Raw genomic sequence first — 24,027 nt, forward strand, 5'->3', positions numbered from 1 at the left:
CAGTCTCATGTTCGATTCATTGATTAAATTTGTGCGCGACGAATACGCCACTAATGATTTCATTCCACTTCATGCGCCAGTCTTTAACGGACATGAGCGTGATTATGTAGTTGAAACGATTGAATCTACATTTGTGTCGAGCGTGGGGGCTTTTGTTGACCGTTTTGAGAAAGACTTGGCTGCTTATACTGGCAGCCCCAGGGCTACGGCCACGGTGAACGGTACGGCAGCGCTGCACACGGCGTTGATATTGGCTGATGTGAAGGAAGGTGACTTGGTATTGACCCAGGCCTTGACCTTCGTGGCCACATGCAACGCCATTGCCTATTGCGGTGCCATGCCAGTGTTTATTGATGTTGATTTGCATACTCTGGGTTTTTCCCCTTCGGCGATGAGTGTATGGCTTCAAGAGCACGCCTATTTAGATGATGAAGGTCTTTGCCGTAATAAAGACACTAGTCAAGTCATTCGGGCCTGTCTGCCTATGCATACTTTTGGGCATCCTGTGGAGATCGACCAGCTGACGAAAGTGTGTAAGCTTTGGAATATTACTCTGGTAGAGGACGCAGCGGAGTCGCTTGGGAGTTATTACAAAGGGCAACATACTGGTACTTTTGGCTCCTTAGGGGTGCTCAGCTTTAACGGTAATAAAATTATAACCACTGGTGGGGGGGGTGCCATTCTATCGAATGAACTAATCGGCGTTAAAGCCAAACACCTGACTACGACGGCCAAGCAACCCCACGCTTATGAATATGTGCATGATGCATTGGGTTTCAATTATAGATTACCAAACCTGAATGCTGCTTTAGGCTGCGCGCAATTAGAGCAACTTGATATGTTCGTTATGGCCAAGCGCGAATTGGCGTCCCGTTATGCAGCGCTATTGGCTGGCAGTGAGTTGACTTTCTTTACAGAGCCACCTGAGTGTCGTTCAAATTATTGGTTAAATACAGTTATTTGTGACTCGGTTGAGCGCCGTGATGCTCTTCTTAAAGCGACAAACGATAAGGGTGTGATGACTCGTCCTATCTGGAAGCTCATGTGTCATTTGCCATTGTACAGTCAATGCATGAAAGGCGACTTAACTAATTCATTGTGGCTGGAGTCACGAGTAGTAAATTTGCCAAGTAGCGTGTTGCCGGAGTTTCAACGTGGTCGGTAAGGTGGCGGTATTCACCGGCACAAGGGCCGAGTACGGCCTTTTGTATTGGCTGATGAAAGGGCTAAAGGATATACCTGCACTGGAACTGCAGGTTATCGTGAGCGGTATGCATTTGTCGCCTGAGTTTGGGGAAACCTGGAAGCATATTGTTCAAGATGGATTTGAGATTAGTGCCAAAGTAGAAATGCTGCTGTCCTCTGATACGGCTGTGGGTGTGATTAAGTCCATGGGGCTTGGCTTATTAGGCTTTGCTGACGCTTTGGAACGATTGGCTCCAGATGTGCTGGTAGTACTGGGGGATCGATTCGAGGCGCTGGCTATGGTGCAAGCTGCACTAATCATGAAGATTCCAGTCGCTCATATCCACGGCGGAGAGATAACTGAAGGGGCCTATGACGATGCTATCCGGCATGCCATAAGCAAGATGTCGATGTTGCATTTTGTAGCTGCCGAGCCCTACAGACAGCGTGTTATTCAAATGGGCGAAGACCCGGCCCGCGTATTTAATGTGGGCGCGGTAGGTTTGGATCACATCAAACGTGGCGAGTTTTTGTCGCTTGAGGCATTGTCGCTGAGTCTCGGATTTGAATTGACCAAGCCGTTTATGTTGGTCACGTACCACCCGGTCACGCTCGCTGAAGAAGATCCTGAACAGAGTTTCCTTTCTTTGTTGGATGCACTGGAATTATTTCCGGATCATCAGGTAATAATAACTTATCCGAATGCAGATAATGGTGGTCGCAGTATTATATCTCTGATCGAAAAATATGCAGCGGCCAATCCTTCCAGGGTGCTCGCTGTCCCATCGCTCGGATTCAAACGTTATTTAAGCACTGTAAAGCATGCTAGTGTTGTAGTTGGCAATTCATCAAGTGGAATCATTGAAGTACCTTCATTTGGATTGCCGACGGTGAATATCGGCTCGCGCCAAAAAGGCAGGCTAGCGGCCCAAACGGTCATACATTGTGAACCTGGCAGCAACGCGATTTCCGAAGCTATTGCCCTCGCGCTATCAAAAGATTTTTCCAGCATGTGCCAACATGCAACGAATCCGTACGGGCAAGGTGATGCCAGTCAAAAAATCATACAGAAACTAATGAATTTTGATGGCAGTACTTCAAAAAAATTCCACGATTTGGACTCACTATGAAAAGTAGCCATCAAGGTGTGTATGTAATCGCAGAAGCCGGAGTTAATCATAACGGTCAACGGGATATGGCTTTTGCGCTCGTTGATGCGGCTGCGGAGTCTGGTGCTGATGCTGTGAAGTTTCAGACGTTTGACGCTGCGAAACTGGCGTCCAAAACTGCACCCAAGGCCGCTTATCAAGTCAAGAATACTGATGATGCTGAATCTCAGTTGGCTATGTTAAAGAAACTGGAGTTGCCCAAAGAGTGGCATCTTGATATACAACAACATGCACGCCGTCGTGGAATTGAGTTTCTTTCTACCGCTTTTGATACGGAGAGCCTGGATTTTTTAACCGGCTTAGGCATGCCTTTTTTCAAAGTGCCTTCTGGCGAATTAACCAATGGACCATTGTTGTGGCAATTTGCGCGTACTCAGAAACCCTTGGTTCTTTCTACCGGGATGGCCACACTGAGTGAGGTTGAGCAGGGCTTGGCTATCATTACTCATGCCTTGGCCCATGAGCACGAGCCTCAAAATATGGATGAGGTGTGGCGTTCTTGGGGGAGGCCAGAGAATAGGTACAGATTGCTGGGTCATGTGACGCTGCTTCATTGCACATCGCAATATCCAACCCCTTGGTCCGAAGTCAACTTAAGAGCCATGGATACGCTTGCAAATGCCTTCGGCCTCGAGGTTGGATATTCGGATCATACTGAGGGGGCATTGGTCTCAATCGCAGCGGTAGCCAGGGGAGCGAAGGTCATTGAAAAACATTTTACCCTTGACCGTACATTGCCTGGGCCTGACCACAAGGCATCTCTCGAGCCGACTGAACTCAAAAGCATGATCTGCGACATTCGCGCTTTGGAACAAGCTCTTGGTAGCGCTTGCAAGGCTCCGCAAGCCAGCGAATGGGATACACGTAAAGCCGCTCGCCAACAGGTTGTAGCGAATCGTCCAATCGCAAAAGGCGCAGTGATAACACGCCAAGATCTAACAACCGCTCGCAGTGGCGGCGGCTTACCCGCGGTTGAACTATGGGGGCGGATAGGAGAAATTAGCCTTCGCGAATATGCGATTGGCGAGGCTTTCGAAAAGTGAAGCCAGCAGAGGCTGCAAAAACATTGGTGCTGGTCGGTGCCGGCGGACATGCCAAGGTTCTTCTGTCTTTGGCTAAGTCCGCAGGTTTCGAAGTTATAGGTGTGTGTGCACCAGAGTTTGAGTCCCGAGAAATAAAAGAGTGGCGTGGCATCAAAGTATTGGGTGGTGATAGCTCCATTGAACAGCTAGACCCCCAAAGAATCGGTCTTATCAATGGGATCGGTCATGTGATGCATAACAGCGTTCGAAAAACCATCTTTGAGCGTTATCGTACAAAGGGTTTCAGTTTTCCTGCATTGATTCACCCGTTTTCCTCTGTAGATCCAAGTGTGAGTCTTGGTCAGGGCGTTCAGGTGATGGCTGGTGCTGTTATACAGGCAGACAGTGTGATTGGGGAAAATACAATTATCAATTCGCGCGCAAGCATCGATCACGATTGCATTGTAAATGCTAACGTGCATATAGCGCCTGGCGCAGTGGTGTGCGGGAGTTCCACCATCGGGTGCGATGCTTTCATTGGTGCAGGTGCTACCATCGTTCAATCCTTGGTCGTAGGAGAGAATGCGGTGGTAGGTGCCGGCTCGGTACTGGTGAGATCTCTACCAGCCAATTGCATGTCGTTAGGTATTAAACCTTATGTTACCCAACGGCAACAGAATTAAGAGGCAAGAATGAAACAGTGGCAGTTAACGCTTGTTAGTCCGGATATGGCGATGGAAGACGCCATAGCTACGCTCGATCGTGTTGCTATGCGCATAGTGCTGGTTGTAGACGAACAGCAAAGCCTACTAGGTACCGTCACCGATGGGGATATTAGGCGAGCTCTATTAAAAAAACTGCCGTTAAATGGTCCCGTCAGAGACATCATGTGCTTATCACCTAAAACAGCCCGACTGGGCTGGACGAAAGCACGCATTCTTTCTGTGATGGAACAATACAAACTGCTTCAGCTTCCTGTCTTAGATGATCAAGACAGGGTCATTGGCCTGGAAACTCTCCACGATCTTATCGATACTCCTCGTCGCGACAATCCGGTATTTCTGATGGCCGGTGGTTTCGGTACACGATTGAGGCCTTTGACTCACAACTGCCCTAAACCACTGCTCAAGGTTGGCGATAAGCCTATTTTGGAGCTTATTTTAGAACGATTTATAAACTCAGGTTTTCATCGTTTTTATATATCTACCCATTATATGCCGGAGATGATAAGAGACTACTTTGGCAATGGAAGTCAATGGGGCGTCAGCATTACCTATATCCATGAAGAGACGCCTTTGGGAACCGGCGGGGCGCTCGGTCTACTTCCCCATGATGAAATAGACATGCCGTTGTTCATGATGAATGGCGATTTATTGACGACGTTGAATTTCCAGAACCTGCTGGAGTTTCATGAAACACATAATGGCTCCGCTACGATGTGCGTAAGAGAGTTCGAATATTGTGTACCTTATGGCGTCATACAAAGCGAAGGGCATAAGATAGTTTCGATGGTTGAAAAACCTGTGCAGCATTTTTTCATAAACGCCGGAATCTACTTGCTTTCACCTGAGCTGGTAAAAAGTGTCCCTCCGGGAGAGCGTATTGACATGCCGACGCTCTTAGAAAGGGAAATTGAATGTGATAGAAATGTAAATATGTTTCCTGTGCATGAATATTGGCTTGATATTGGTCGCATGGAAGACTTTCAAAGGGCGCAAAGTGAGTTTTTAAGTTTGTAGAAATTATGCATTCGGATGAGTTTTATTTTTTATAAGGTAGAGGTTGTTCATGAAAACTTACGCTTTTATATTTGCAAGAGGTGGGTCTAAAGGTCTGCCTGGTAAAAATATCAGGACTTTGGCGGGTACCCCTTTGTTGGCATATTCCATTAATGTGGCTAAGCAAGTTGAAGGGATAGATAAGGTTTTCGTTTCAACTGACTGCAGTAAAATTGCGGCCATAGCCATTCAATATGGGGCGGAAGTAATTGAGCGCCCCGAGTATTTAGCTGCGGATACAGCGGCGGAGTGGAAGTCCTGGCAGCACGCAATCGAGGTTTTGGAGCAGCGCGGTGACTATTTTGATGTGTTCTTGAGTCTTCCCGCTACAAGCCCATTAAGAAATGCCAGCGATGTACGTAAATGCCTTGACTCGATTGAAGGCGCCGACGTGGTGGTTACGGTAACACCCGCGGCAACAAACCCGTATTTTGCAATGTTGGTTAGGGATGATGTTGGATTAAGTAAGCTGGTATGTGGGGATGGCACTATCACTCGGAGACAAGATGCCCCGGCAGTCTACGATATGACCGGTGTCGCTTATGTGACTAGACCTTCCTACATAAAGGTAGCGAAGGGGCTGTTTGATGGGCGTTTAAAGTCTGTTGTCATCCCGCGTATGCGAGCTGTTGACGTTGATGATATTTACGATTTTAAGATGGCTGAAATGTTTGTGCATGATGAAAATCTGAATGCTGATTGAAATGCCTGATGCTGAACCAGGATGGGCAGCTCGAAGTTGAAAAGCTGGCGAGCTGCATTATTTTAAAATATGGTTTAATAATATTTTGTGGGCAGTAGGGAATGTTTCTATTTCGCTTTGTGGAAGTGGAAAATTTACTGTTGTTATAAATAAATGCTGATTCGGTTGCTATATGAAATGTTAACGCTGATAGGGCGCGAAAATCTAAAGCGCTTAATTAATTTGAATATAAGGGCGGCTACGTTGGTTAGCAAGTTTGCTCTTATTTTTTTTATTGCAAAATACCTTGATGCCAAGGATGTGGGTCTCTATGGTTTAATATCAGCTACCATCGGGTATGCCATATATTTGGTTGGATTTGAGTTTTATAATTATTCTACTCGAGAAATTATCGGTTCTGATCCTGATCTTTTATTTGGTTATATAAAAGATCAACTTGTGCTGTATGTGATAGCCTATGTTCTAGTTGCTCCGTTGACCGTTGTGTTTTTTTCGACCGGGGTTATACCGATTGAATATATTTACTGGTTTGGATGTCTATTAGTGGTCGAACATTTGGCTCAAGAGCTAAATAGGGTGTTGGTGGCTATCTCGAAACAAATGCTTGCGAGCGTCGTCCTGTTCGTACGCAGCGGCGTTTGGTGTTTGCTTGTAATAGTTATAATGTATTTATCGCCGGGCTCACGTAACTTGAATTTGGTTATGGTGCTCTGGTTTCTGGGGTGCTTGTTTGCGTTGATTATAGGACTCTGGAGTTTAAGGTCCTATAGCTTCCTTTCTTTTTTCAGGCCGGTGAATTGGTCATGGATTAAGAAAGGACTGAGGCTGATGTGGCCTCTATTGATCGCCAGTCTTTGTATTCGCGGTATCTTTACGATCGATCGGTATTGGATTGAGAGTGTCGCGGGTTTAGACGTCTTGGGCGCGTATGTGCTGTATATCGGAATGGCGACAGCAGTGCTTTCCTTCTTAGATGCCGCTGTGATTGTATTTTATTACCCGAAACTCATTCTTTCAGCCAAAGATGGCGACGCTCATCTGTTTTCATCTACTATGCGCGGCCTGACTCTGAATGTCGTTGGCTTTACCTCATTTTTATCCTTGGCTTGTTATTTCTTTGGCTGGGGTATGGTGCTGTGGTTGGATAATAGTATCTATGTAGATTATTTTTATATTCTGAAGTGGCTGATTTTGTCGATTGCCTTGTATTCGCTCAGTATGATTCCTCATGTGGGATTGTATGCGCTCCATAAGGATAAACATATATTTTTTAGTCAGATAGGCGGCTTGGGGATTTTTGTCATGTCTTATCTTGTTATGCGCATTGCGAAAGTTGATGGGGTTTTATCGGTTCTCTGGGGTATGTGTAATGCTTTTGCGATTATATTCGTCTGGAAGACGTTGGCTTACGTTCTGGGCTTTGGATTGATTAAAGTGGATGATTGTGATGCTAAAGCCTAAGGAGGGTTTTTCAGGATTGGGTCGTGAAAAAATATCTGCTTTTTTTGTCGCGATAATATCGTTGTGGCTTGTGATTTCTGCGGTTTGCTATATTGAATTCTTGTTTTATGGGAATAATTTAGCATCCCGCGATGATAACTTTTTTACAGAATGGCAAAATACCTGATGGCTTTAGGTGCGTCGATGGCTTTAATACTGAAATCGGGTTGCTATTTAAGTGGCTTGATGTGTGTCATGTCGTTGTTTTTGGTCTGCATAATATATTTTATTTTTCCCGGCTCGCTATGGTTGATTGAATCGCTAATAGTTTTCTTTTTGATGTCAGGTATCGCTCTTTTGCTAGGGAGTTGTACTGAGAAGAAGCGCCACGGATTGATTGGAGCAATTTTGTTTGGCGCTTTTTGTGCCGGAGTCATGTCATTTTATGAAATACACTTTCTTGTCGAATTGTATCAGGGGCGTTGGGCACATGAGGGGGCGAGACTCGGTCTTGTGAGCGAAAGTGCTTATTTTGCCTTAATGAATTCCCTGCGTATTTTGGGTTTCGTGCTGTTCCTGGTTCTTGTGGTCTTTTTTTTCAAGGCTCGTTCGGGCGGGGATGGGGGGGCTTACAAACGAGTCTTTTGGAGTTACCTCGTCTGTGCATTGTTCGAAAATACATTGAATTCCTTACCAGATAATCAGATGTTCTTTATTTCGTTGGGGGTGTTTTTTGTCTAGAGAGTCACAGAGAACAAAGGGCATGGATAAGAATAAGTCGGGCCGATTGAGGCTGCTTGCACATTACCTTGCTGCAACAAAAAATGAAATTGCTATTGACAAAAGTGTATATTCGCTTTGTGGCTGCGAGCCAAGTGACTTGGCGTATGCGCCTCGCCCAGCCAAATTGATAAGCATAGTGGGTTCAAACTTTCGTTCGATTCGTTTTGTTATAAGTCTGGCTGGTTTCATGTGGTGGCTCGGGCTGGATAAGTGTTGGTTTTTGTTTGATTTTTTAAAATTGTTAATTGTTAAGGATAAATTCGATATTCGATATTCGAATTTACCTTCGGATTTACCTATTGGTCTTTCTTTCTCTCCTCGTGCGTTGGGTGTGCTTGAGTCAGCTGGCGTGCTAAATGGAATGGGTGGTTTGATTAAATGTCCTGGCAGTGAGGTGCTTAGTTTAGACTCTAAGATGCTGGCATTTAACTTCTCCGCATTGTTGACTTGGCGCGACTGTATTCAAGCATTGAGGCTGTCTTTTGTTATCTCAAGTCGGATGAGGAAAAAAGTATTATTCGATGTGTGGAGACTGCAGAGCTACACCGCGTTCAAATGGATTGCGTTCTATTTGGCTATTGAAAAAATGTCCTCTCATCAATTTATCATAACCGATCATTACGATAGGTGGGCGGTCCTGATGGATCGCCTTGTTGCAGAAAGGTCAAAAAAGGAATCAAGCCTTACAATTGTTCAGCATGGGTCATTGGTTGGGCTCGCTTCGACAAGCATGGAGTCCAGTTTTTCTGTGGAGATTCCAACGCGGTTGTGCAGCGTGGCGAAACTATATGTTTATAACGAAGGTTCGGTTGAAGTGTTTCGTCATCATATTTTGTCTCGTAGGGCTGCCGAACACTCCCTAGAGGTTGAGTTTTTCAAGCCTAAGATTTCGTTGTCGCCCGTATCCTCTGATTTCAGTGTCCTGATAGTCGGGCATGCCATATGTGAAAAATTTCACTTGTATCTTTATGATCAGATGGTGTCGAATTCTACGATTGATTTTTTTTATAAGCCGCATCCTACGGTGTCTCCGAGCAAGGAGATAAAATCAAGGGGGTGGCATATGATTGAGCAGACCGATTTCTTTCCTGAGGTCGATTTGCTAATATCCTATCCCTCAACCTTGGTGGCTGAGTACGAGGGGAGCGGGATCGGGGCGGTTTTGCATCCCTTGGCGATTAAACCTGAAGAATATTGCGAAGTATTATCAAGAATAAATAATAAATTACAAGCGATGAAATAGCATTTTAATTGGAGGGATAAATGAGCAGCACCTTGGAGTATGCTATTTGTGGTAGTTGTATTATGGACACAAGTGATCCTAATATAAAGTTTGATGAGCAGGGTGTTTGTGAATATTGCAATAATTTTTCCAAGGCTATTAAGCCTAGTTGGCACACTGATGCGCGAGGTGATGCTGAGCTGAAGTTGTTGGCTAAAAAAATAAAAGCTGATGGTGTTGGGCGTGAGTTCGATTGCATCATCGGTCTTAGTGGCGGTCTTGATAGCTCGTACTTATGTTACGTAGCTAAAGAGGTTATGGGGTTGCGCCCTTTGTTGTTTCATGTTGATGCGGGTTGGAACACAGATCAGGCTGTTGGTAATATTGAGAAGCTGGTCGATGGTCTCGGTTTGGATTTATACACTGATGTTATAAACTGGGAAGAAATGAAAAGCCTGCAAGTGGCTTTTTTAAAGGCTCAGATTCCGGATCAGGATATTCCGCAAGATGCTGCTTTTTTTTCAGGGCTCTATAAGTTTGCCAAGGCTAATAAAATAAAGTACGTACTGACGGGGGCTAACTATTCTACCGAGTGTTGTCGTGAGCCGGAGGAGTGGGGAGCCTATCCGGGGATCGACAAGATACTGATAAATGATATTCATGCTAAATTTGGTACGCGAAAACTTAAAACTTTTCCGCTTGTAGATATATTGTCCTATAAGATTTATTATCGTTATGTCTTGGGTATGCAGGTTGTACGTCCTCTGAATCTTGTGCCTTATGTAAAGAGCGAGGCTGAGGATACGCTTGAGCGCTTGTTTGGTTGGAAGCGTTTTCAGCATAAGCATCATGAATCCAGATTCACACGTTTTTACGAAGACTACTGGATGCCGCGTAAATTTGGCTATGAGAAACGTCGTGCTCATTTCTCGAGCCTTATCATGACCGGGCAAATGACCCGGGAAGCCGCTTTGGCGCGTATCGCCAAACCCGAACTGGATGAAAACTTCCTTACTTCGGAGTTTGAATACGTGGCGCACAAGCTGGACTTGACTGTTCCCGAGCTTCAGCGCATTTTCGACGGCGAAAACAAGACCTTCCGTGATTACAAGAACAAGCGCTTCTTGATTGGAATAGGTGCTCGTATCCTCAGTGCAATCGGATTGGAAAGACGACTGTTCAGATGATTACCATCATTGACTACGGTCTGGGTAATATCCAGGCTTTTGTGAACGTTTATCGACGTTTGCACATACCCGTCGCAGTCGCTCAGACGGCTGCGCAGCTCGACGGTGCGACGAAGTTGATCCTCCCCGGGGTCGGTGCGTTCGATCATGCTGTCGAGCGGCTGAATGCCTCGGGAATGCGTCCCACGCTTGAGGAATTGGTCCTGCTTCACAAGGTGCCGGTCTTGGGCGTTTGCGTAGGCATGCAGATCCTGGCGACCAGTAGTGAAGAGGGCGCGTTGCCAGGCCTTGGCTGGGTGCCTGGTCGTGTTCGGTCTTTCAAGTCGGTTCCTCATTTGGCTGAGCTGCCGCTGCCGCATATGGGATGGAACGATGTCAATCCTTCCCCCGGTTCCGCTTTGTTCAAGGGGTTTGAGGCGGAGGCGCGTTTCTATTTCTTACATTCTTTCTTTTTTGAATGCGAAAAAGCTCGATATAGCGAGGCGGCATCCTCCTATGGGTTAGAGTTCAGTTGCGCGGTGCGCGCTCAAAATGTGTATGGCGTCCAGTTTCATCCAGAAAAAAGCCATCACTTCGGCGTCGGATTACTGAAAAACTTCGCGGAACTATGACATGTTGAGACCCAGGATCATTCCTTGCTTGCTGATTCAAGATGGCGGGCTGGTGAAGACAGTGAAGTTCAAAGACCCCAAATACGTCGGGGATCCGATCAATGCGGTAAAAATCTTCAATGAGAAAGAAGCCGACGAATTGATCGTGATTGACATCGATGCCACCGCGAATGCTGTGGAGCCCAATTATGCCCAGATCGCCAAACTGGCGGCGGAATGCAGGATGCCGCTGTGCTATGGCGGTGGCATTCGCACGGCAGAGCAGGCTAAGCAAATTATCGCACTGGGTGTCGAGAAGGTTGCCATCAGCTCGGCGGCATTTGAAAATCCCCAATTGATTAGTCAGATCGCTGCAGAGATTGGCAGGCAGAGCGTTGTCGTGGTCCTGGATCATAAAGCGCGTTTATTGAGCAAGCAGCAGGACGTCTGGACGCACAACGGCACGCGTAATACCAAGCGCAGTGTCATTGAGGCTGCTAAAGAATTTGAAGAACTCGGTGCCGGGGAAATCGTTCTAAATTCCATCGAAAATGACGGCAAAATGAAGGGCTACGATATCGAGCTTGCAATCAAGCTTCGAGAGGCCGTACGCATCCCTATCACTATTTTAGGCGGTGGCGGCTCGCTTGAAGACATGCGCAGCGTCGTGGCAGCTTGTGGCGTTGTTGGCGTGGCGGCGGGCAGCTTCTTTGTGTTCAAGGGCGGGTATCGGGCGGTGCTGATCAGCTATCCGAGCGCTCAGCAGAAAGACGACATCATTTATTCAGCTCTACGAGCCAGGTAATTTGCCGGGTTCGTGGCAAGGGTCAGATCATATGTTCAACGGCAAAAAACTTCTCATCACTGGTGGTACTGGTTCCTTCGGCAACGCGGTGCTCAAACGCTTCCTGGATACCGACATCGCTGAGATCCGCATTTTCAGCCGCGATGAGAAAAAACAGGACGACATGCGCAAGCGTTACAGTAACGCCAAGCTGAAGTTTTACATCGGCGATGTACGGGACTACCAAAGCGTGCTGAATGCTACCCGTGGTGTTGACTATATCTTCCATGCTGCGGCCCTCAAGCAGGTACCTTCCTGCGAATTTCATCCCATGGAAGCGGTGAAAACCAACGTCATTGGCACCGACAACGTGCTTGAGGCGGCCATCCAGAATGGCGTCCAGCGCGTGGTATGCCTGAGCACTGACAAGGCTGTCTATCCAATTAATGCCATGGGTATCTCCAAGGCCATGATGGAAAAAGTCATGGTTGCCAAGTCGCGTAATGTCGACGAGAGCAAGACGGTTATTTGCGGCACACGATATGGCAATGTAATGGCCTCCCGAGGGTCAGTCATCCCACTGTTCATCGAGCAGATTCGTGCAGGTAAGTCGCTGTCGATCACCGATCCCAACATGACCCGCTTCATGATGACCCTGGCCGATGCGGTGGATCTGGTGCTCTACGCCTTTGAGCATGGTAACAACGGTGATCTCTTTGTCCAGAAAGCCCCTGCTGCCACTGTCGAAACCCTCGCTCAAGCGCTGACATCGATGCTCGGGCAACCAGACCACCCGATTCAAATCATTGGCACGCGTCACGGGGAAAAGCTTTACGAGGCACTGCTCAGTCGTGAGGAGATGGCCTGTGCTGAAGACATGGGCGCCTATTTCCGTGTACCACCAGACCTGCGCGACTTGAACTACAGCAAGTTCGTCGAGCTAGGCGAGGAGAAAATTTCACGCACCGAGGATTACAACTCGCATAACACCGAGCGCTTGGACGTCGAAGGCATGCAAAAGTTGTTGTTGAAACTGGATTTCATGCGGGCCATACAGCGTGGCGAGCCCGCCACTCCAGAGGAGTGATGCCCGTGAAAGTTCTCATTACCGGGGCTGGCGGTTTTGTCGGCAAGAACCTCGTGGCTCACCTACAAGAGCGTCAGGACGTTCAGGTGGTTCGATTTGGTCGCCAGGATGCTCCATCCGATCTGTTGTCGATGCTTGATGGCGTGGACTTCGTGTTTCACCTGGCGGGCGTCAATCGGCCCCAGCGTGTCGAGGAGTTCAGCGAAGGTAACAGCGGCCTCACTGCAATGTTGTGTGCTGCGCTCAGGGCCACCGGCCGTTCGATACCCGTGATTTACACCTCATCCATACAGGCCGAGGTCGACAATCCTTATGGGATGAGCAAGCGCGAAGCCGAACACGCCTTGCTTGAACTGTCGAAACAGCAAGGTTCACCGGTTTATCTTTATCGTTTGCCCAACGTTTTCGGGAAATGGGCGCGGCCAGACTACAACTCGGCGGTGGCGACGTTCTGTCATAATATCGTTCGTGACTTGCCAATCACCGTCAATGATCCCGCGGCGCCGCTGCAGTTGGTCTATATCGACGATGTGATCAGAAGCTTCATCGATGTAATGGATGGCCGCGCTCCGGAAGGTCCTTATCTGGATGTGCAACCTGTTTATGCCACGACGGTCGGGGCGTTGGCCGATCAGTTGCAGGCGTTCAAGCGCAGCCGAGAGACAATGGTGACCGAACGGGTGGGGACAGGGTTGGTCCGCGCCTTGTATTCGACTTACCTGAGCTATTTCACTCCTGATATTTTCACTTATGAATTGCCCAAGCACGGTGATGCGCGAGGCGTATTCGTTGAGATGCTCAAGACCCCGGACGCCGGTCAGTTCTCCTACTTCACTGCTCATCCGGGCATTACGCGGGGAGGGCATTACCATCACAGCAAGACCGAGAAGTTCCTGGTGATCAAAGGTCAGGCCTGCTTCCGTTTTCGGCACATTGTCAGCGGTGAGTTCTACGAGCTTTACACTGATGGCGAAACGCCACAGATCGTTGAAACCGTCCCGGGTTGGAGCCATGACATCACCAACACTGGCGAAACCGAAATGATCGTAATGCTTTGGGCTAACGAGATTTTTGATCGTGAGCGGCCAGACACTTACACCATGGCTGTTGGCACTCAGGCCTGAAGGATTTGCAATGAATACTGCACTGAAGAAACTGAAAATCGTCACCGTAGTGGGGACGCGCCCCGAAATTATCCGTTTGTCCCGGGTCATGGCCGCCTTGGATAAATATTGCGAGCACGTGCTGGTGCATACCGGTCAGAATTACGACTACGAGTTGAACGAGATTTTCTTCCAGGACTTGGGCATCCGAAAGCCTGACCACTTCTTGAATGCTGCCGGGAGCACCGGCGCAGAGACCATCGGCAATGTGATCATCGCGGTGGACCGGGTACTGGCTACCATTGAGCCTGAAGCTTTGCTGGTACTGGGTGATACAAACAGTTGCATGGCCGTTATCCCCGCCAAGCGACGCAAGATCCCCACGTTCCATATGGAAGCCGGAAACCGTTGCTTTGATATGCGCGTCCCCGAAGAAATCAATCGGCGCATCGTTGATCACACGGCAGACATCAACCTGACCTATAGCTCCATCGCCCGAGATTACTTGCTGGGCGAGGGGTTGCCTGCCGATCGTGTCATCAAGACTGGCAGCCCTATGTTTGAAGTGCTCAACCATTATCGCGAGAGCATCGAGGCGTCGGACGTCCTGGAGCGACTTGGCTTGGAGGCGGGCAAGTTCTTTGTGGTCAGTGCGCACCGCGAAGAGAACGTCGACTCGGATAAGAACTTCCTCAAGATGGTCGAGGTGCTCAATACCGTGGCCAGTACGTTTGGTCAGCCCGTTATTGTCTCCACCCATCCGCGCACTCAAAAGCGTGTTGATGCCATGGGCATCGTGTTCCATGAAAATGTCCGACTGCTCAAGCCTTTGGGATTCATGGACTACAACAAGCTGCAACTCGAGTCGCGTGCGGTCTTGTCCGACAGTGGCACCATCAATGAAGAATCGTCGATTCTCAACTTCCCAGCCTTGAACCTGCGCGAAGCTCATGAGCGACCAGAGGGAATGGAGGAAGCGGCAGTGATGATGGTGGGGTTGGAAGTCGAGCGAGTCCTGCAGGGACTGAATATTCTCCAGACGCAACTCTCGGGTAGCGAGCGCAGCCTTCGTCTGGTCGCGGACTACAGCATGCCTAATGTTTCCGAAAAGGTAGCCAGGATCGTGCACAGTTATACCGACTACGTAAACCGTGTCGTTTGGAAGCGGTATTGAGTCGAGTCGTGGATATGCCTGAGAGCAAGCTGAATATTTTGGTGGTCACGCAATACTTCTGGCCAGAGAACATGCGCATCAACGATCTGGTGCGTGACTTCACCGAAAAAGGGCATTCGGTCACGGTGCTTACGGGAATGCCTAATTATCCGGAAGGAAAGGTGTTCGATGCCTACAAGGCTGCACCTGGGCAGTTCACGGAATACCATGGCGCCCGCATTGTCCGGGTGCCCATGATCCCGCGCGGTAAACGCAGCATCCAATTGATCCTCAATTACCTGAGTTTTTTTTCCAGTGCTTCGACTGTTGGCGCCTACGCGTTGCGGGGACGTACTTTCGATGCCGTATTCGTCTACGCAGTTTCCCCCATCATGGCGGCTATTCCGGCTTTGGTGATCGGTCGCTTGAAGAAGGCCCCCGTGTTCATTTGGGTTCTGGATTTGTGGCCGGAAACACTGAGGGCGGTTGGCGTACTGAAACAGCCGGCGTTGCTGTCCATGGTTGGTCGAATGGTGTCTTGGATCTATAACCGCGCCGACTACCTTTTGCTGCAATCAAATGGTTTTCTCGAGAACGTCAAAGGCTACTGTACTCGGCCCATAGACCCGCAACGCTTGGTCTACTTCCCCAGCTGGGCTGAAGACGACTTCTCCGCGACTGCGGATCGTGCGAACTCGATACTTGCACGCGACGAGTCGGTATTTACCGTGGTGTTCGCTGGTAATCTGGGCGAGGCTCAGGATTTCCCTGCCGTGCTGGACGCTGCTGAGCGACTGCGCGGGAAAGTCGCCGTGCGCTGGGCTATCGTGGGTGACGGCCGAATGAGCCAGTGGCTGAGCCAACAGGTAAGTGCGCGAGGTTTGGATAACGTCCTGCTCCTGGGCAGGCATCCATTGGAGGCCATGCCAGCCTTGTTTGCCAACGCCGATGCATTGTTGGTTTCACTGAAGACCAACGATGTGTTTGAAAAAACCATCCCCGGCAAAGTCCAGGCTTACCTGGCCTCGGGCAGGCCTCTGCTGGGCATGATCAATGGCGAAGCCGCGCGCGTAATCGATGAGTCCGGTGCGGGATTTACGTGTGCATCCGGTGATGCCGATGGCTTGGCACGTATCACTCGGATCCTGGCGGAGATTGCTCCATCCCAACGTAAAGTCATGGGGGAGAGTGGTCGTGACTATTACCTTCAGCACTACTCCAAGCAGCGCTTGCTGGCGCGTTTGGAAGATATCTTCAGAAAAGCCACGCTACGGAAGGTGAACCGCTGATGCAGAAAAGTATTCTTGTGACCGGGGCGAGCGGGTTTGTAGGTGGTGCGGTATTTACACGGTTGCAAGCAGACGCAGGACGATCCGTGATTGCAGTGGTTCGCGGTGACCAGCATTTGTCAGGGCCCATCACTACTGTGCGGATCGAATCATTTTCCGCGCAAACCCAATGGCACGCGCACCTGGCCAATGTGGATACAGTCATTCATTGCGCCGCTCGCGTGCATGTGATGAACGATACGGAGGCTGATCCGCTGGCTGCCTTTCGGCGGGTCAACGTGGAAGGCACGCTCAATTTTGCAAGGCAGGCGGCTGAAGGCGGTGTCCGTCGATTTATTTTCATCAGCTCCATCAAAGTGAATGGGGAGGGCACGTCGCCCGGCCACTCTTACACTGCCGACGATGCACCTGCGCCGGCGGACGCGTATGGCGTGTCCAAGCAGGAAGCTGAGCAAGGCCTGCGGGAGGTTGCTCTGGCGACAGGAATGGAGGTGGTCGTCATCCGACCTGTCCTGGTATACGGGCCCGGCGTGAAGGCCAACTTCTTGAACATGATGCGTTGGTTGGACAAAGGTGTGCCTTTGCCATTCGGCGCCATCGATAACCAGCGCAGCCTGGTGAGCATCGATAACCTGGTTGATCTCATCGTGACCTGTATTGATCACCCTGCGGCGGCGAACCAGACCTTTCTGGTCAGCGATGGAGAGGATCTGTCGACCACGGCGTTGCTCAGCAGAATGGCCCGTGCGCTAGGCAAAGCTGCCCGGTTGATTCCGGTACCCAGCTGGATACTCGAGCGCGGCGCCAGCATGCTGGGCAGAAAAGCACTGTCCCAGCGCCTGTGTGGTTCGCTGCAGGTCAATATCGAGAAGACCCGTACACTTTTGAATTGGAACCCTCCCGTGAGTGTCGATGATGCATTGGCCAAGACCGCACGGCATTTCAGGATGAATCAAGCTAAATGATGTACTTCTGGTTGTTTGTCTCTGTCACGCTGGCTTCGCTGCTCATGACCGCGGGGCTGCGTCGATATGCCTTGGCGCGTAGCATCATCGATATTCCGAATGCACGCAGCTCCCACAGTATCCCGACGCCCCGGGGCGGGGGCGTCGCCATTGTCGTGGCATTCCTGCTGACATTGCCCTTGCTGGGCCAACTGGGTCTGGTACCGCTTCATTATCTGGTCGCGTTGGGCGGGGCCGGTGCGCTGGTCGCCATCGTGGGGTTCATGGATGACCATGGTCACATTGCGGCCCGGTGGCGATTGCTCGGGCATTTCAGCGCCGCTGTCTGGGCGTTGGCATGGCTTGAAGGCCTGGCGCCGCTGAACCTGTTTGGCGTCAGTGTCGATTTATCCTGGATAGGACATGCCCTGGCGGCGTTTTATCTTGTCTGGATTCTCAACCTGTACAACTTCATGGACGGTATTGACGGTATTGCCAGCATCGAGGCGGTGTCGGCCTGCCTGGGGGCGAGTGCTCTCTACGTGCTGTCGGGTTTCACCGACCTGATCTGGCCTCCGTTGATCCTGGCGGCCGCGGTGCTGGGCTTTCTGTTTTGGAATTTCCCACCCGCGAAGATTTTCATGGGAGACGCGGGCAGTGGTTTCCTGGGGATCGCGCTTGGGATCATGTCCCTGCAAGCCGCCTGGGTCTCTCCGGCCTTGTTCTGGGCATGGCTGATCCTGCTGGGGGTGTTTATCGTCGACGCGACGATCACTCTGATTCGGCGGTTTTTGCGGGGTGATAAGGTCTATGAAGCTCATCGTAGTCATGCTTATCAGTTTGCCTCGCGCCGTTATGGTCGCCATCGTCCGGTCACGTTGGCAGTAGCGGCGATCAATGTGCTGTGGCTGTTTCCCCTGGCGTGGTGCGTCGTGGTTCTGAAGCTGGATGGGCTGACAGGCGTCGTGTTGGCCTACGTGCCCTTGGTGTTATTGGCCTTCAAGTTCAAGGCCGGTCAACTGGAGGGCGTCTGATTACGCCGGGTAATGATGTGAAATGGGTCATGGAGGGCTGCCGTTGGGCAGCCGGACATAACGAGAATGAACAGAAACAACAAGGTGCTGGAAACATTCATGGATAGACTTCGCGTTGCATTGCTGGGCTTGCCGCGTCGGCAGAAACGCCTGCTTCAGGTCATGGCTGATGTGTTGCTGGTCTGGGCCGCCTTGTGGTTGGCATTCGTGGTGCGCCTTGGCTTCGACGAGATGATCAATCCGTTTACCACCCATCCATGGCTCCTTGTCAGCGCCTTTTTGATTGCCATCCCACTGTTCGTTCGTTTTGGTATGTACCGAGCCGTCATGCGTTATTTGGGTAACGATGCCTTGATCGCAATCATCAAGGCGGTCAGCTTGAGCGCGTTGGTATTGGCGCTTGTGGTGTATTGGGGGGCATCTTACATGGCGCCTGTCCCACGTTCGGTCATCTTCAATTACTGGTGGCTCAGCCTGGTGTTGATCGGCGGTTTGAGATTGCTCATGCGCCAGTACTTCATGGGCGATTGGTTCATTCCTTCCCGCCATGTGCCTTTCGTCAACCGCAACGCTGGTCTTACCAAAGTGGCGATCTACGGAGCCGGTGCCGCCGGTAATCAACTGGTAGCGGCCTTGCGTATTGGTCGAGATATGCAACCGGTGGCTTTCATCGACGACGATGCCAGTATCGCCAATCGAATGATTTTTGGTCTGCAGGTGTTCAAGCCCAAGCACATCCAGAAGATGATTGAACTCACTGGCGCTCAAGAAGTGCTGTTGGCCGTTCCTTCGGCGAGTCGTGCGCGACGCCGTGAAATCCTCGAGTATCTGGAAGGCTATCCACTGCACGTACGCAGTGTGCCGGGTTTCATGGATCTGGCCAGCGGCCGCGTGAAAGTCGACGACATCCAGGAGGTAGATATTGCCGACTTGTTGGGGCGGGATGCAGTGCCAGCCCAACCGGAACTTTTGTCGCGTTGTATTCGGGGAAAAGTTGTCCTGGTCACGGGAGCGGGTGGGTCGATTGGTTCTGAACTCTGTCGACAGATTCTCGCCCTGCAGCCATCCACTTTGCTGTTGTTCGATCACAGTGAGTTCAACCTCTACAGTATCTTGAGCGAGCTGGATGAGACCATCGTCCGACAATCGATCCCGGTGAGTGTGTTGCCGATCCTGGGTTCGGTACGTAACGCGACGAAATTGTTCGACGTCATGACCTCCTGGGACGTCGAGACTGTGTATCACGCAGCAGCCTATAAGCATGTACCCCTCGTGGAGCACAATATCGCCGAAGGCATACTCAACAACGTCATCGGTACGTTGAACACCGCACAAGCGGCGGTGAAGGCTCAGGTCGAGAACTTCGTGCTCATTTCCACGGATAAAGCGGTGCGCCCGACCAATGTCATGGGTAGCACCAAGCGCCTGGCTGAAATGGTCTTGCAAGCCCTGAGTCAAGAGCTCGCGCCGGTGCTCTTCGCAGACAGTGGTAATGTTGCCCGGGTCAATAAGACCCGTTTCGTCATGGTGCGCTTCGGTAATGTGCTGGGCTCGTCCGGCTCGGTTATTCCGCGTTTCCGGCAGCAGATCAAATCCGGGGGGCCGATCACTGTTACGCATCCCAATATCACCCGCTATTTCATGACAATCCCGGAAGCTGCGCAGTTGGTGATTCAGGCGGGGTCGATGGGGCGAGGTGGCGATGTGTTTGTGCTGGATATGGGGGAACCGGTGAAAATCGCCGAGTTGGCTGAGAAAATGGTCCACCTGTCTGGCTTGAATGTGTGCTCCGAGAAGAATGTGCACGGTGATATTGCGATCGAGTTCACGGGGTTGCGGCCAGGTGAGAAGCTCTATGAAGAACTGTTGATCGGCGACAACGTGGTTGCGACCCAGCACCCGATGATCATGAGCGCCAATGAGGACCATCTGCCGTGGGAACAACTCAAGGCTAGACTGGATGAACTGATGGCCGCCGTTGCCAAGGATGAATATTCACGGGTCCGCATGCTGCTACGCGAAACCGTAAGCGGTTACACACCCGAAGGAGAGATTGTCGATTGGATATTCCAGCAACGACGCCTGATGCCAAAACACAAGGATCGTTGAGTGGAGCCTTGGCTCGCTGTGGCTGATGATGTCGGCCGCTCAAGCGCCCTACTGGATCTTGAGGAAGTCTAATCTGAAGGCCGGTACAGGTTCGTTTTCAAATGATCGTTTTTACTAAGTGATGTGTAACGTTGCTACGTACAATAGGAACGTATTCACGACGGGAACGTGCCAAGGTGAGTAAAGGGTTTATGGATAAGTTAAGAATAGCCCTGCTGGGATTGCCAAGACGCCACAAGCGGGCGATACAAGTGGCAACAGACATTGTCCTTGTCTGGGTCGCCCTCTGGCTGGCGTTCGTCGTTCGTCTGGGCGTCGAAGCATTGGCCAGCCCGATTGCAACACATCTGTGGCTTTTTGGTTCAGCCCCGCTGGTAGCCATCCCGATCTTCATCCGCTTTGGCATGTATCGCGCGGTCATGCGGTATTTTGGTAATGACGCGCTGATCACGATTTGCAAGGCGGTCAGCCTTTCGGCCCTGTTGCTGGCTCTGGTGGTGTATTGGTACAGCAACCATAAAACCGTGGTGCCACGCTCCATCATTTTCAATTATTGGTGGCTTAGCCTGATCATGATCGGCGGCTTGCGCCTGATGATGCGGCAGTACTTCCTGGGGGACTGGTTTACCGCAGCCCAGCATGTGCCCTTCACCAACCGTGACGATGGTCTGCCCAAGGTTGCTATTTATGGTGCCGGGGCCGCAGGTAACCAGCTCGTGGCCGCGCTGCGCATGGGACGGGTGATGCGACCGGTCGCATTCATCGATGATGACAACAGCATCACTGACCGCGTGATCGCTGGGCTACAGGTCTACGCGCCAAAACATATCCAGAAAATGATCGACACAACTGGCGCGCAGGAAATTCTACTGGCAGTACCGTCCTCGTCACGGGGCCGCCGTAGAGAGATCCTGACGCTGCTTGAAGGCTTCCCGCTGCATGTACGCAGTGTCCCCGGGTTCATGGACCTGGCCAGCGGCCGGGTCAAGGTCGATGACATCCAGGAAGTGGACATCGCGGACCTTCTAGGGCGCGATCCGGTTCCCGCGCAACCTGATCTATTAGAGCATTGCATTACTGGCCAGTCGGTCTTAGTCACCGGTGCCGGTGGTTCGATTGGCTCCGAACTTTGTCGGCAAATCCTGGCACTGAAGCCGACTACGCTGCTGCTGTATGAGCATAGCGAATTCAATCTCTATAGCATTCTGTCCGAGCTTGAACCTCGAGTGATCAGGGAATCGTTGTCGGTTCGGTTGCTGCCTATCCTTGGATCGGTACGAGACCAGGACAAACTGCTGGACGTGATGAAGACCTGGAATGTCGACACGGTCTATCACGCCGCGGCTTACAAACATGTGCCGATGGTCGAGCACAATATCGCGGAAGGCGTCCTGAACAATGTGATCGGTACCTTGAATACGGCGCAGGCTGCGTTGCAGGCAGGTGTATCGAACTTCGTGCTGATCTCCACGGATAAAGCGGTGCGCCCGACCAATGTCATGGGCAGCACCAAGCGGCTTGCGGAGCTGACCTTGCAGGCCCTTAGCCGCGAACTGGCGCCTGTGTTGTTTGGCGACAAGGCCAACGTCTCGAGGGTCAATAAAACCCGTTTCACCATGGTCCGGTTCGGCAATGTGCTGGGGTCGTCCGGTTCGGTTATTCCCCTGTTTCATAAGCAAATCAAGTCCGGCGGGCCGTTGACGGTTACCCACCCCAAGATCACTCGCTATTTCATGACCATCCCTGAGGCCGCCCAGTTGGTGATCCAGGCGGGTTCCATGGGGCTGGGCGGGGATGTGTTTGTTCTGGACATGGGCGAGCCGGTGAAGATTATCGAACTGGCGGAAAAGATGATCCATTTGTCCGGGCTGAGCGTACGTTCGGAAAAAAATCTCCACGGCGACATCTCAATCGAGTTCACCGGCCTGCGTCCAGGCGAGAAGCTTTACGAAGAGTTGCTGATCGGTGACAACGTCGTTGCGACCCAGCACCCGATGATCATGAGCGCCAACGAGGATCACCTGTCCTGGGACGCGCTCAAGATCAAGCTGGCCGAGTTGCTGGTCGCCATCGAGCAGGATGACTACACCAGGGTCCGCCAACTGCTTCGCGATACCGTCAGTGGTTACGCACCGGATGGAGAGATTGTCGACTGGATCTACCAGCAACGCCGCCTCGAACCCTGATTGTTACATACGCTGTAACGTACACATTTTTGACAGCGACACTTCATCGCCTAAGTTTGAGAAGCAGCTTCGGAAAAGCTGCTTCTCTTTTAACGATGTCATGGAGCGTCATTTATGCGTACAGGCTACTTCTACTCTTTGATTTTTGCCCTTCTGACCAGCGCCTCGATTGCTGCTATCGCCGCCCCAGCGGCCAGACATGAGTCGGTCGCTGCGCCGCAAGCAGTGGAGCAGCCAGCCAAAACCCAGGGCGCCAAGGTCGATTTGAACGGGGCGGATGCCGCAACGTTGCAGCGCGAACTATCGGGGATAGGCAAGGGCAAGGCCGAGGCGATTGTTGCGTATCGGGAGAGTAATGGGCCGTTTTCTTCGGTGGAGGAGTTGTTGGAGGTCAAGGGGATCGGCAAGGCGATTCTCGACAGGAACCGTGACAAGCTGGAAGTGAATTGAGTTTGTGATTGAAGGAGGCCGGTCGAATCGACTGGCCTTTTTGCTATCTGGTATATGCAAATACTGAAGGCTTCTCCATTGTTGGCATAAATAATGATTATCTACAGCCAACCGATTGTTCAACAATCCAAGGCCTCCCTTCCATGATCAACACGCTCTCCCTCGCCGACCAGATCACCCTTGAGCTACGCGCCGACATCATCGGCGGTCGCCTGCTACCAGGCATGGCGCTGGTAGAGAACAACCTGGTCTCGGCCTACAACGCTTCGCGCAACACCATCCGCGAAGCGCTACACCGCCTGGGCCAGGAAGGGTTGACCCGTTACGTGCGCAACAAAGGGGTGATGGTCCGAAGGCTGGGTGTCGATGACGTGCGAGATCTGTTCAAGGTCCGCCGCGCCCTGGAGCTTCAAGCCATCCTGGGCAGCCAGCCATTGCGCGAGTATCAATCCGACCGGATGCTCGAGGCCCTCGAGGCGGCGGATCTGGCTCGGGAGCGTGAGGACTGGCGTTCGGTCGGTACCCATGGCTTGGCGTTCCATCAGCATGTCGTTGGATTGATGCGCAGCCCGTTGCTCGATGAGTTTTTTACCAATGTGGTTGCACAACTGCGCCTGGTGTTTAGCACCGCGCCCGATGAGGCGTGCTTCCAGGCTCCTTGGCTGGCGCGTGACCGGTGCATCCATGATTGGTTGGCCGAAGGCGACAGGCTGGCGGCTTACGAAGCGATGAGCCTTTACCTCGACGATTCCGAGCAATTGCTTTTGCAACTGCTCGCAGCTACCCATCACCCCTGATCAAGGACCCGC

22 protein-coding genes are annotated in these 24,027 nt (G+C 51.1%); all 22 read left to right on the forward strand.

The window, feature by feature from the left end:
* The first annotated feature begins 7 nt into the window (after positions 1–7).
* The 22 genes from AD659_RS09095 to AD659_RS09195 all read left to right on the forward strand — a co-directional run bounded on the left by AD659_RS09095 (position 8) and on the right by AD659_RS09195 (position 24,015).
* The gene (locus AD659_RS09095) at positions 8–1,165 is read left to right on the forward strand and encodes a LegC family aminotransferase (RefSeq protein WP_053120396.1); all 1,158 of its coding nucleotides are present in this window, start codon (positions 8–10) and stop codon (positions 1,163–1,165) included.
* Positions 1,155–2,315 carry a UDP-N-acetylglucosamine 2-epimerase gene (gene neuC, locus AD659_RS09100; RefSeq protein ID WP_053120398.1) on the forward strand — a complete coding sequence of 387 codons (1,161 nt, stop codon included), beginning with the start codon at positions 1,155–1,157 and terminating at the stop codon, positions 2,313–2,315. The genes AD659_RS09095 and neuC overlap by 11 nt, the downstream gene beginning before the upstream one ends.
* Positions 2,312–3,397 carry an N-acetylneuraminate synthase gene (neuB, locus tag AD659_RS09105; protein WP_053120400.1) on the forward strand — a complete coding sequence of 362 codons (1,086 nt, stop codon included), beginning with the start codon at positions 2,312–2,314 and terminating at the stop codon, positions 3,395–3,397. Before neuC ends, neuB begins: the two co-directional genes overlap by 4 nt.
* Complete coding sequence (locus AD659_RS29155; protein ID WP_082341889.1) at positions 3,394–4,059, forward strand: acetyltransferase; 666 nt, start codon at positions 3,394–3,396, stop codon at positions 4,057–4,059. The genes neuB and AD659_RS29155 overlap by 4 nt, the downstream gene beginning before the upstream one ends.
* A gap of 9 nt (positions 4,060–4,068) precedes the next feature.
* On the forward strand, positions 4,069–5,115 hold the full coding sequence (locus AD659_RS09110) for a nucleotidyltransferase family protein (RefSeq protein WP_053120402.1): 1,047 nt from the start codon (positions 4,069–4,071) through the stop codon (positions 5,113–5,115).
* A 49-nt stretch (positions 5,116–5,164) separates the two neighbouring features.
* Entirely contained in the window at positions 5,165–5,857 is a 693-nt protein-coding gene (locus AD659_RS09115) for an acylneuraminate cytidylyltransferase family protein (protein WP_053120405.1), read from the forward strand.
* A gap of 153 nt (positions 5,858–6,010) precedes the next feature.
* A complete protein-coding gene (locus AD659_RS09120) occupies positions 6,011–7,318 on the forward strand; it encodes an MATE family efflux transporter (protein WP_053120406.1) in 1,308 nt (435 codons plus the stop codon).
* Between the two features lie 183 nt (positions 7,319–7,501).
* Positions 7,502–8,038, forward strand: a complete 537-nt coding sequence (locus AD659_RS09125) for a hypothetical protein (RefSeq protein ID WP_153043996.1) — start codon at positions 7,502–7,504, stop codon at positions 8,036–8,038.
* Positions 8,039–8,060: 22 nt separating this feature from the next.
* Complete coding sequence (locus tag AD659_RS29745) at positions 8,061–9,323, forward strand: hypothetical protein (protein WP_153043997.1); 1,263 nt, start codon at positions 8,061–8,063, stop codon at positions 9,321–9,323.
* Positions 9,324–9,343: 20 nt separating this feature from the next.
* Complete coding sequence (locus AD659_RS09135) at positions 9,344–10,489, forward strand: N-acetyl sugar amidotransferase (RefSeq protein WP_053120413.1); 1,146 nt, start codon at positions 9,344–9,346, stop codon at positions 10,487–10,489.
* The gene (gene hisH, locus AD659_RS09140) at positions 10,486–11,100 is read left to right on the forward strand and encodes an imidazole glycerol phosphate synthase subunit HisH (RefSeq protein ID WP_053120415.1); all 615 of its coding nucleotides are present in this window, start codon (positions 10,486–10,488) and stop codon (positions 11,098–11,100) included. The genes AD659_RS09135 and hisH overlap by 4 nt, the downstream gene beginning before the upstream one ends.
* A 1-nt stretch (position 11,101) precedes the next feature.
* Positions 11,102–11,884: an AglZ/HisF2 family acetamidino modification protein gene (locus tag AD659_RS09145; RefSeq protein WP_053120417.1), complete on the forward strand. Its 783-nt coding sequence runs from the start codon at positions 11,102–11,104 to the stop codon at positions 11,882–11,884.
* Between the two features lie 31 nt (positions 11,885–11,915).
* Complete coding sequence (locus tag AD659_RS09150; RefSeq protein ID WP_053120419.1) at positions 11,916–12,950, forward strand: polysaccharide biosynthesis protein; 1,035 nt, start codon at positions 11,916–11,918, stop codon at positions 12,948–12,950.
* Between the two features lie 5 nt (positions 12,951–12,955).
* On the forward strand, positions 12,956–14,074 hold the full coding sequence (gene wbjC / locus AD659_RS09155) for a UDP-2-acetamido-2,6-beta-L-arabino-hexul-4-ose reductase (RefSeq protein ID WP_053121343.1): 1,119 nt from the start codon (positions 12,956–12,958) through the stop codon (positions 14,072–14,074).
* A gap of 22 nt (positions 14,075–14,096) precedes the next feature.
* Positions 14,097–15,227, forward strand: a complete 1,131-nt coding sequence (gene wecB / locus AD659_RS09160; RefSeq protein ID WP_053121345.1) for a non-hydrolyzing UDP-N-acetylglucosamine 2-epimerase — start codon at positions 14,097–14,099, stop codon at positions 15,225–15,227.
* A gap of 14 nt (positions 15,228–15,241) precedes the next feature.
* The gene (locus AD659_RS09165) at positions 15,242–16,495 is read left to right on the forward strand and encodes a glycosyltransferase family 4 protein (protein WP_053121347.1); all 1,254 of its coding nucleotides are present in this window, start codon (positions 15,242–15,244) and stop codon (positions 16,493–16,495) included.
* A complete protein-coding gene (locus tag AD659_RS09170; protein WP_053120420.1) occupies positions 16,495–17,460 on the forward strand; it encodes a UDP-glucose 4-epimerase family protein in 966 nt (321 codons plus the stop codon). Before AD659_RS09165 ends, AD659_RS09170 begins: the two co-directional genes overlap by 1 nt.
* Positions 17,457–18,473, forward strand: coding sequence for an MraY family glycosyltransferase (locus AD659_RS09175; protein ID WP_053120422.1), 1,017 nt, complete (start codon positions 17,457–17,459; stop codon positions 18,471–18,473). Before AD659_RS09170 ends, AD659_RS09175 begins: the two co-directional genes overlap by 4 nt.
* A 99-nt stretch (positions 18,474–18,572) precedes the next feature.
* On the forward strand, positions 18,573–20,582 hold the full coding sequence (locus AD659_RS09180; protein ID WP_053121350.1) for a polysaccharide biosynthesis protein: 2,010 nt from the start codon (positions 18,573–18,575) through the stop codon (positions 20,580–20,582).
* Between the two features lie 191 nt (positions 20,583–20,773).
* Positions 20,774–22,768, forward strand: a complete 1,995-nt coding sequence (locus AD659_RS09185; protein WP_053120424.1) for a polysaccharide biosynthesis protein — start codon at positions 20,774–20,776, stop codon at positions 22,766–22,768.
* A 114-nt stretch (positions 22,769–22,882) separates the two neighbouring features.
* Positions 22,883–23,218, forward strand: coding sequence for a ComEA family DNA-binding protein (locus tag AD659_RS09190; RefSeq protein ID WP_053120426.1), 336 nt, complete (start codon positions 22,883–22,885; stop codon positions 23,216–23,218).
* A gap of 143 nt (positions 23,219–23,361) precedes the next feature.
* Positions 23,362–24,015, forward strand: a complete 654-nt coding sequence (locus AD659_RS09195) for a GntR family transcriptional regulator (RefSeq protein WP_053120428.1) — start codon at positions 23,362–23,364, stop codon at positions 24,013–24,015.
* The last annotated feature ends 12 nt before the right edge of the window (positions 24,016–24,027 follow it).

The organism is Pseudomonas thivervalensis (assembly GCF_001269655.1).
GTDB lineage: Bacteria > Pseudomonadota > Gammaproteobacteria > Pseudomonadales > Pseudomonadaceae > Aquipseudomonas > Aquipseudomonas thivervalensis.

Excerpts from the sequence above, each read along its gene's own strand:
- AD659_RS09095 (WP_053120396.1), top strand. The coding sequence starts at position 8 with ATGTTCGATTCATTGATTAAATTTGTGCGCGACGAATACGCCACTAAT.
- neuB (WP_053120400.1), top strand. The coding sequence starts at position 2,312 with ATGAAAAGTAGCCATCAAGGTGTGTATGTAATCGCAGAAGCCGGAGTT.
- AD659_RS09110 (WP_053120402.1), top strand. The coding sequence starts at position 4,069 with ATGAAACAGTGGCAGTTAACGCTTGTTAGTCCGGATATGGCGATGGAA.
- AD659_RS09115 (WP_053120405.1), top strand. The coding sequence starts at position 5,165 with ATGAAAACTTACGCTTTTATATTTGCAAGAGGTGGGTCTAAAGGTCTG.
- AD659_RS09120 (WP_053120406.1), top strand. The coding sequence starts at position 6,011 with ATGCTGATTCGGTTGCTATATGAAATGTTAACGCTGATAGGGCGCGAA.
- AD659_RS09125 (WP_153043996.1), top strand. The coding sequence starts at position 7,502 with ATGGCTTTAATACTGAAATCGGGTTGCTATTTAAGTGGCTTGATGTGT.
- AD659_RS29745 (WP_153043997.1), top strand. The coding sequence starts at position 8,061 with ATGGATAAGAATAAGTCGGGCCGATTGAGGCTGCTTGCACATTACCTT.
- AD659_RS09135 (WP_053120413.1), top strand. The coding sequence starts at position 9,344 with ATGAGCAGCACCTTGGAGTATGCTATTTGTGGTAGTTGTATTATGGAC.
- hisH (WP_053120415.1), top strand. The coding sequence starts at position 10,486 with ATGATTACCATCATTGACTACGGTCTGGGTAATATCCAGGCTTTTGTG.
- AD659_RS09145 (WP_053120417.1), top strand. The coding sequence starts at position 11,102 with ATGTTGAGACCCAGGATCATTCCTTGCTTGCTGATTCAAGATGGCGGG.
- AD659_RS09150 (WP_053120419.1), top strand. The coding sequence starts at position 11,916 with ATGTTCAACGGCAAAAAACTTCTCATCACTGGTGGTACTGGTTCCTTC.
- AD659_RS09165 (WP_053121347.1), top strand. The coding sequence starts at position 15,242 with ATGCCTGAGAGCAAGCTGAATATTTTGGTGGTCACGCAATACTTCTGG.
- AD659_RS09170 (WP_053120420.1), top strand. The coding sequence starts at position 16,495 with ATGCAGAAAAGTATTCTTGTGACCGGGGCGAGCGGGTTTGTAGGTGGT.
- AD659_RS09175 (WP_053120422.1), top strand. The coding sequence starts at position 17,457 with ATGATGTACTTCTGGTTGTTTGTCTCTGTCACGCTGGCTTCGCTGCTC.
- AD659_RS09180 (WP_053121350.1), top strand. The coding sequence starts at position 18,573 with ATGGATAGACTTCGCGTTGCATTGCTGGGCTTGCCGCGTCGGCAGAAA.
- AD659_RS09185 (WP_053120424.1), top strand. The coding sequence starts at position 20,774 with ATGGATAAGTTAAGAATAGCCCTGCTGGGATTGCCAAGACGCCACAAG.
- AD659_RS09190 (WP_053120426.1), top strand. The coding sequence starts at position 22,883 with ATGCGTACAGGCTACTTCTACTCTTTGATTTTTGCCCTTCTGACCAGC.
- AD659_RS09195 (WP_053120428.1), top strand. The coding sequence starts at position 23,362 with ATGATCAACACGCTCTCCCTCGCCGACCAGATCACCCTTGAGCTACGC.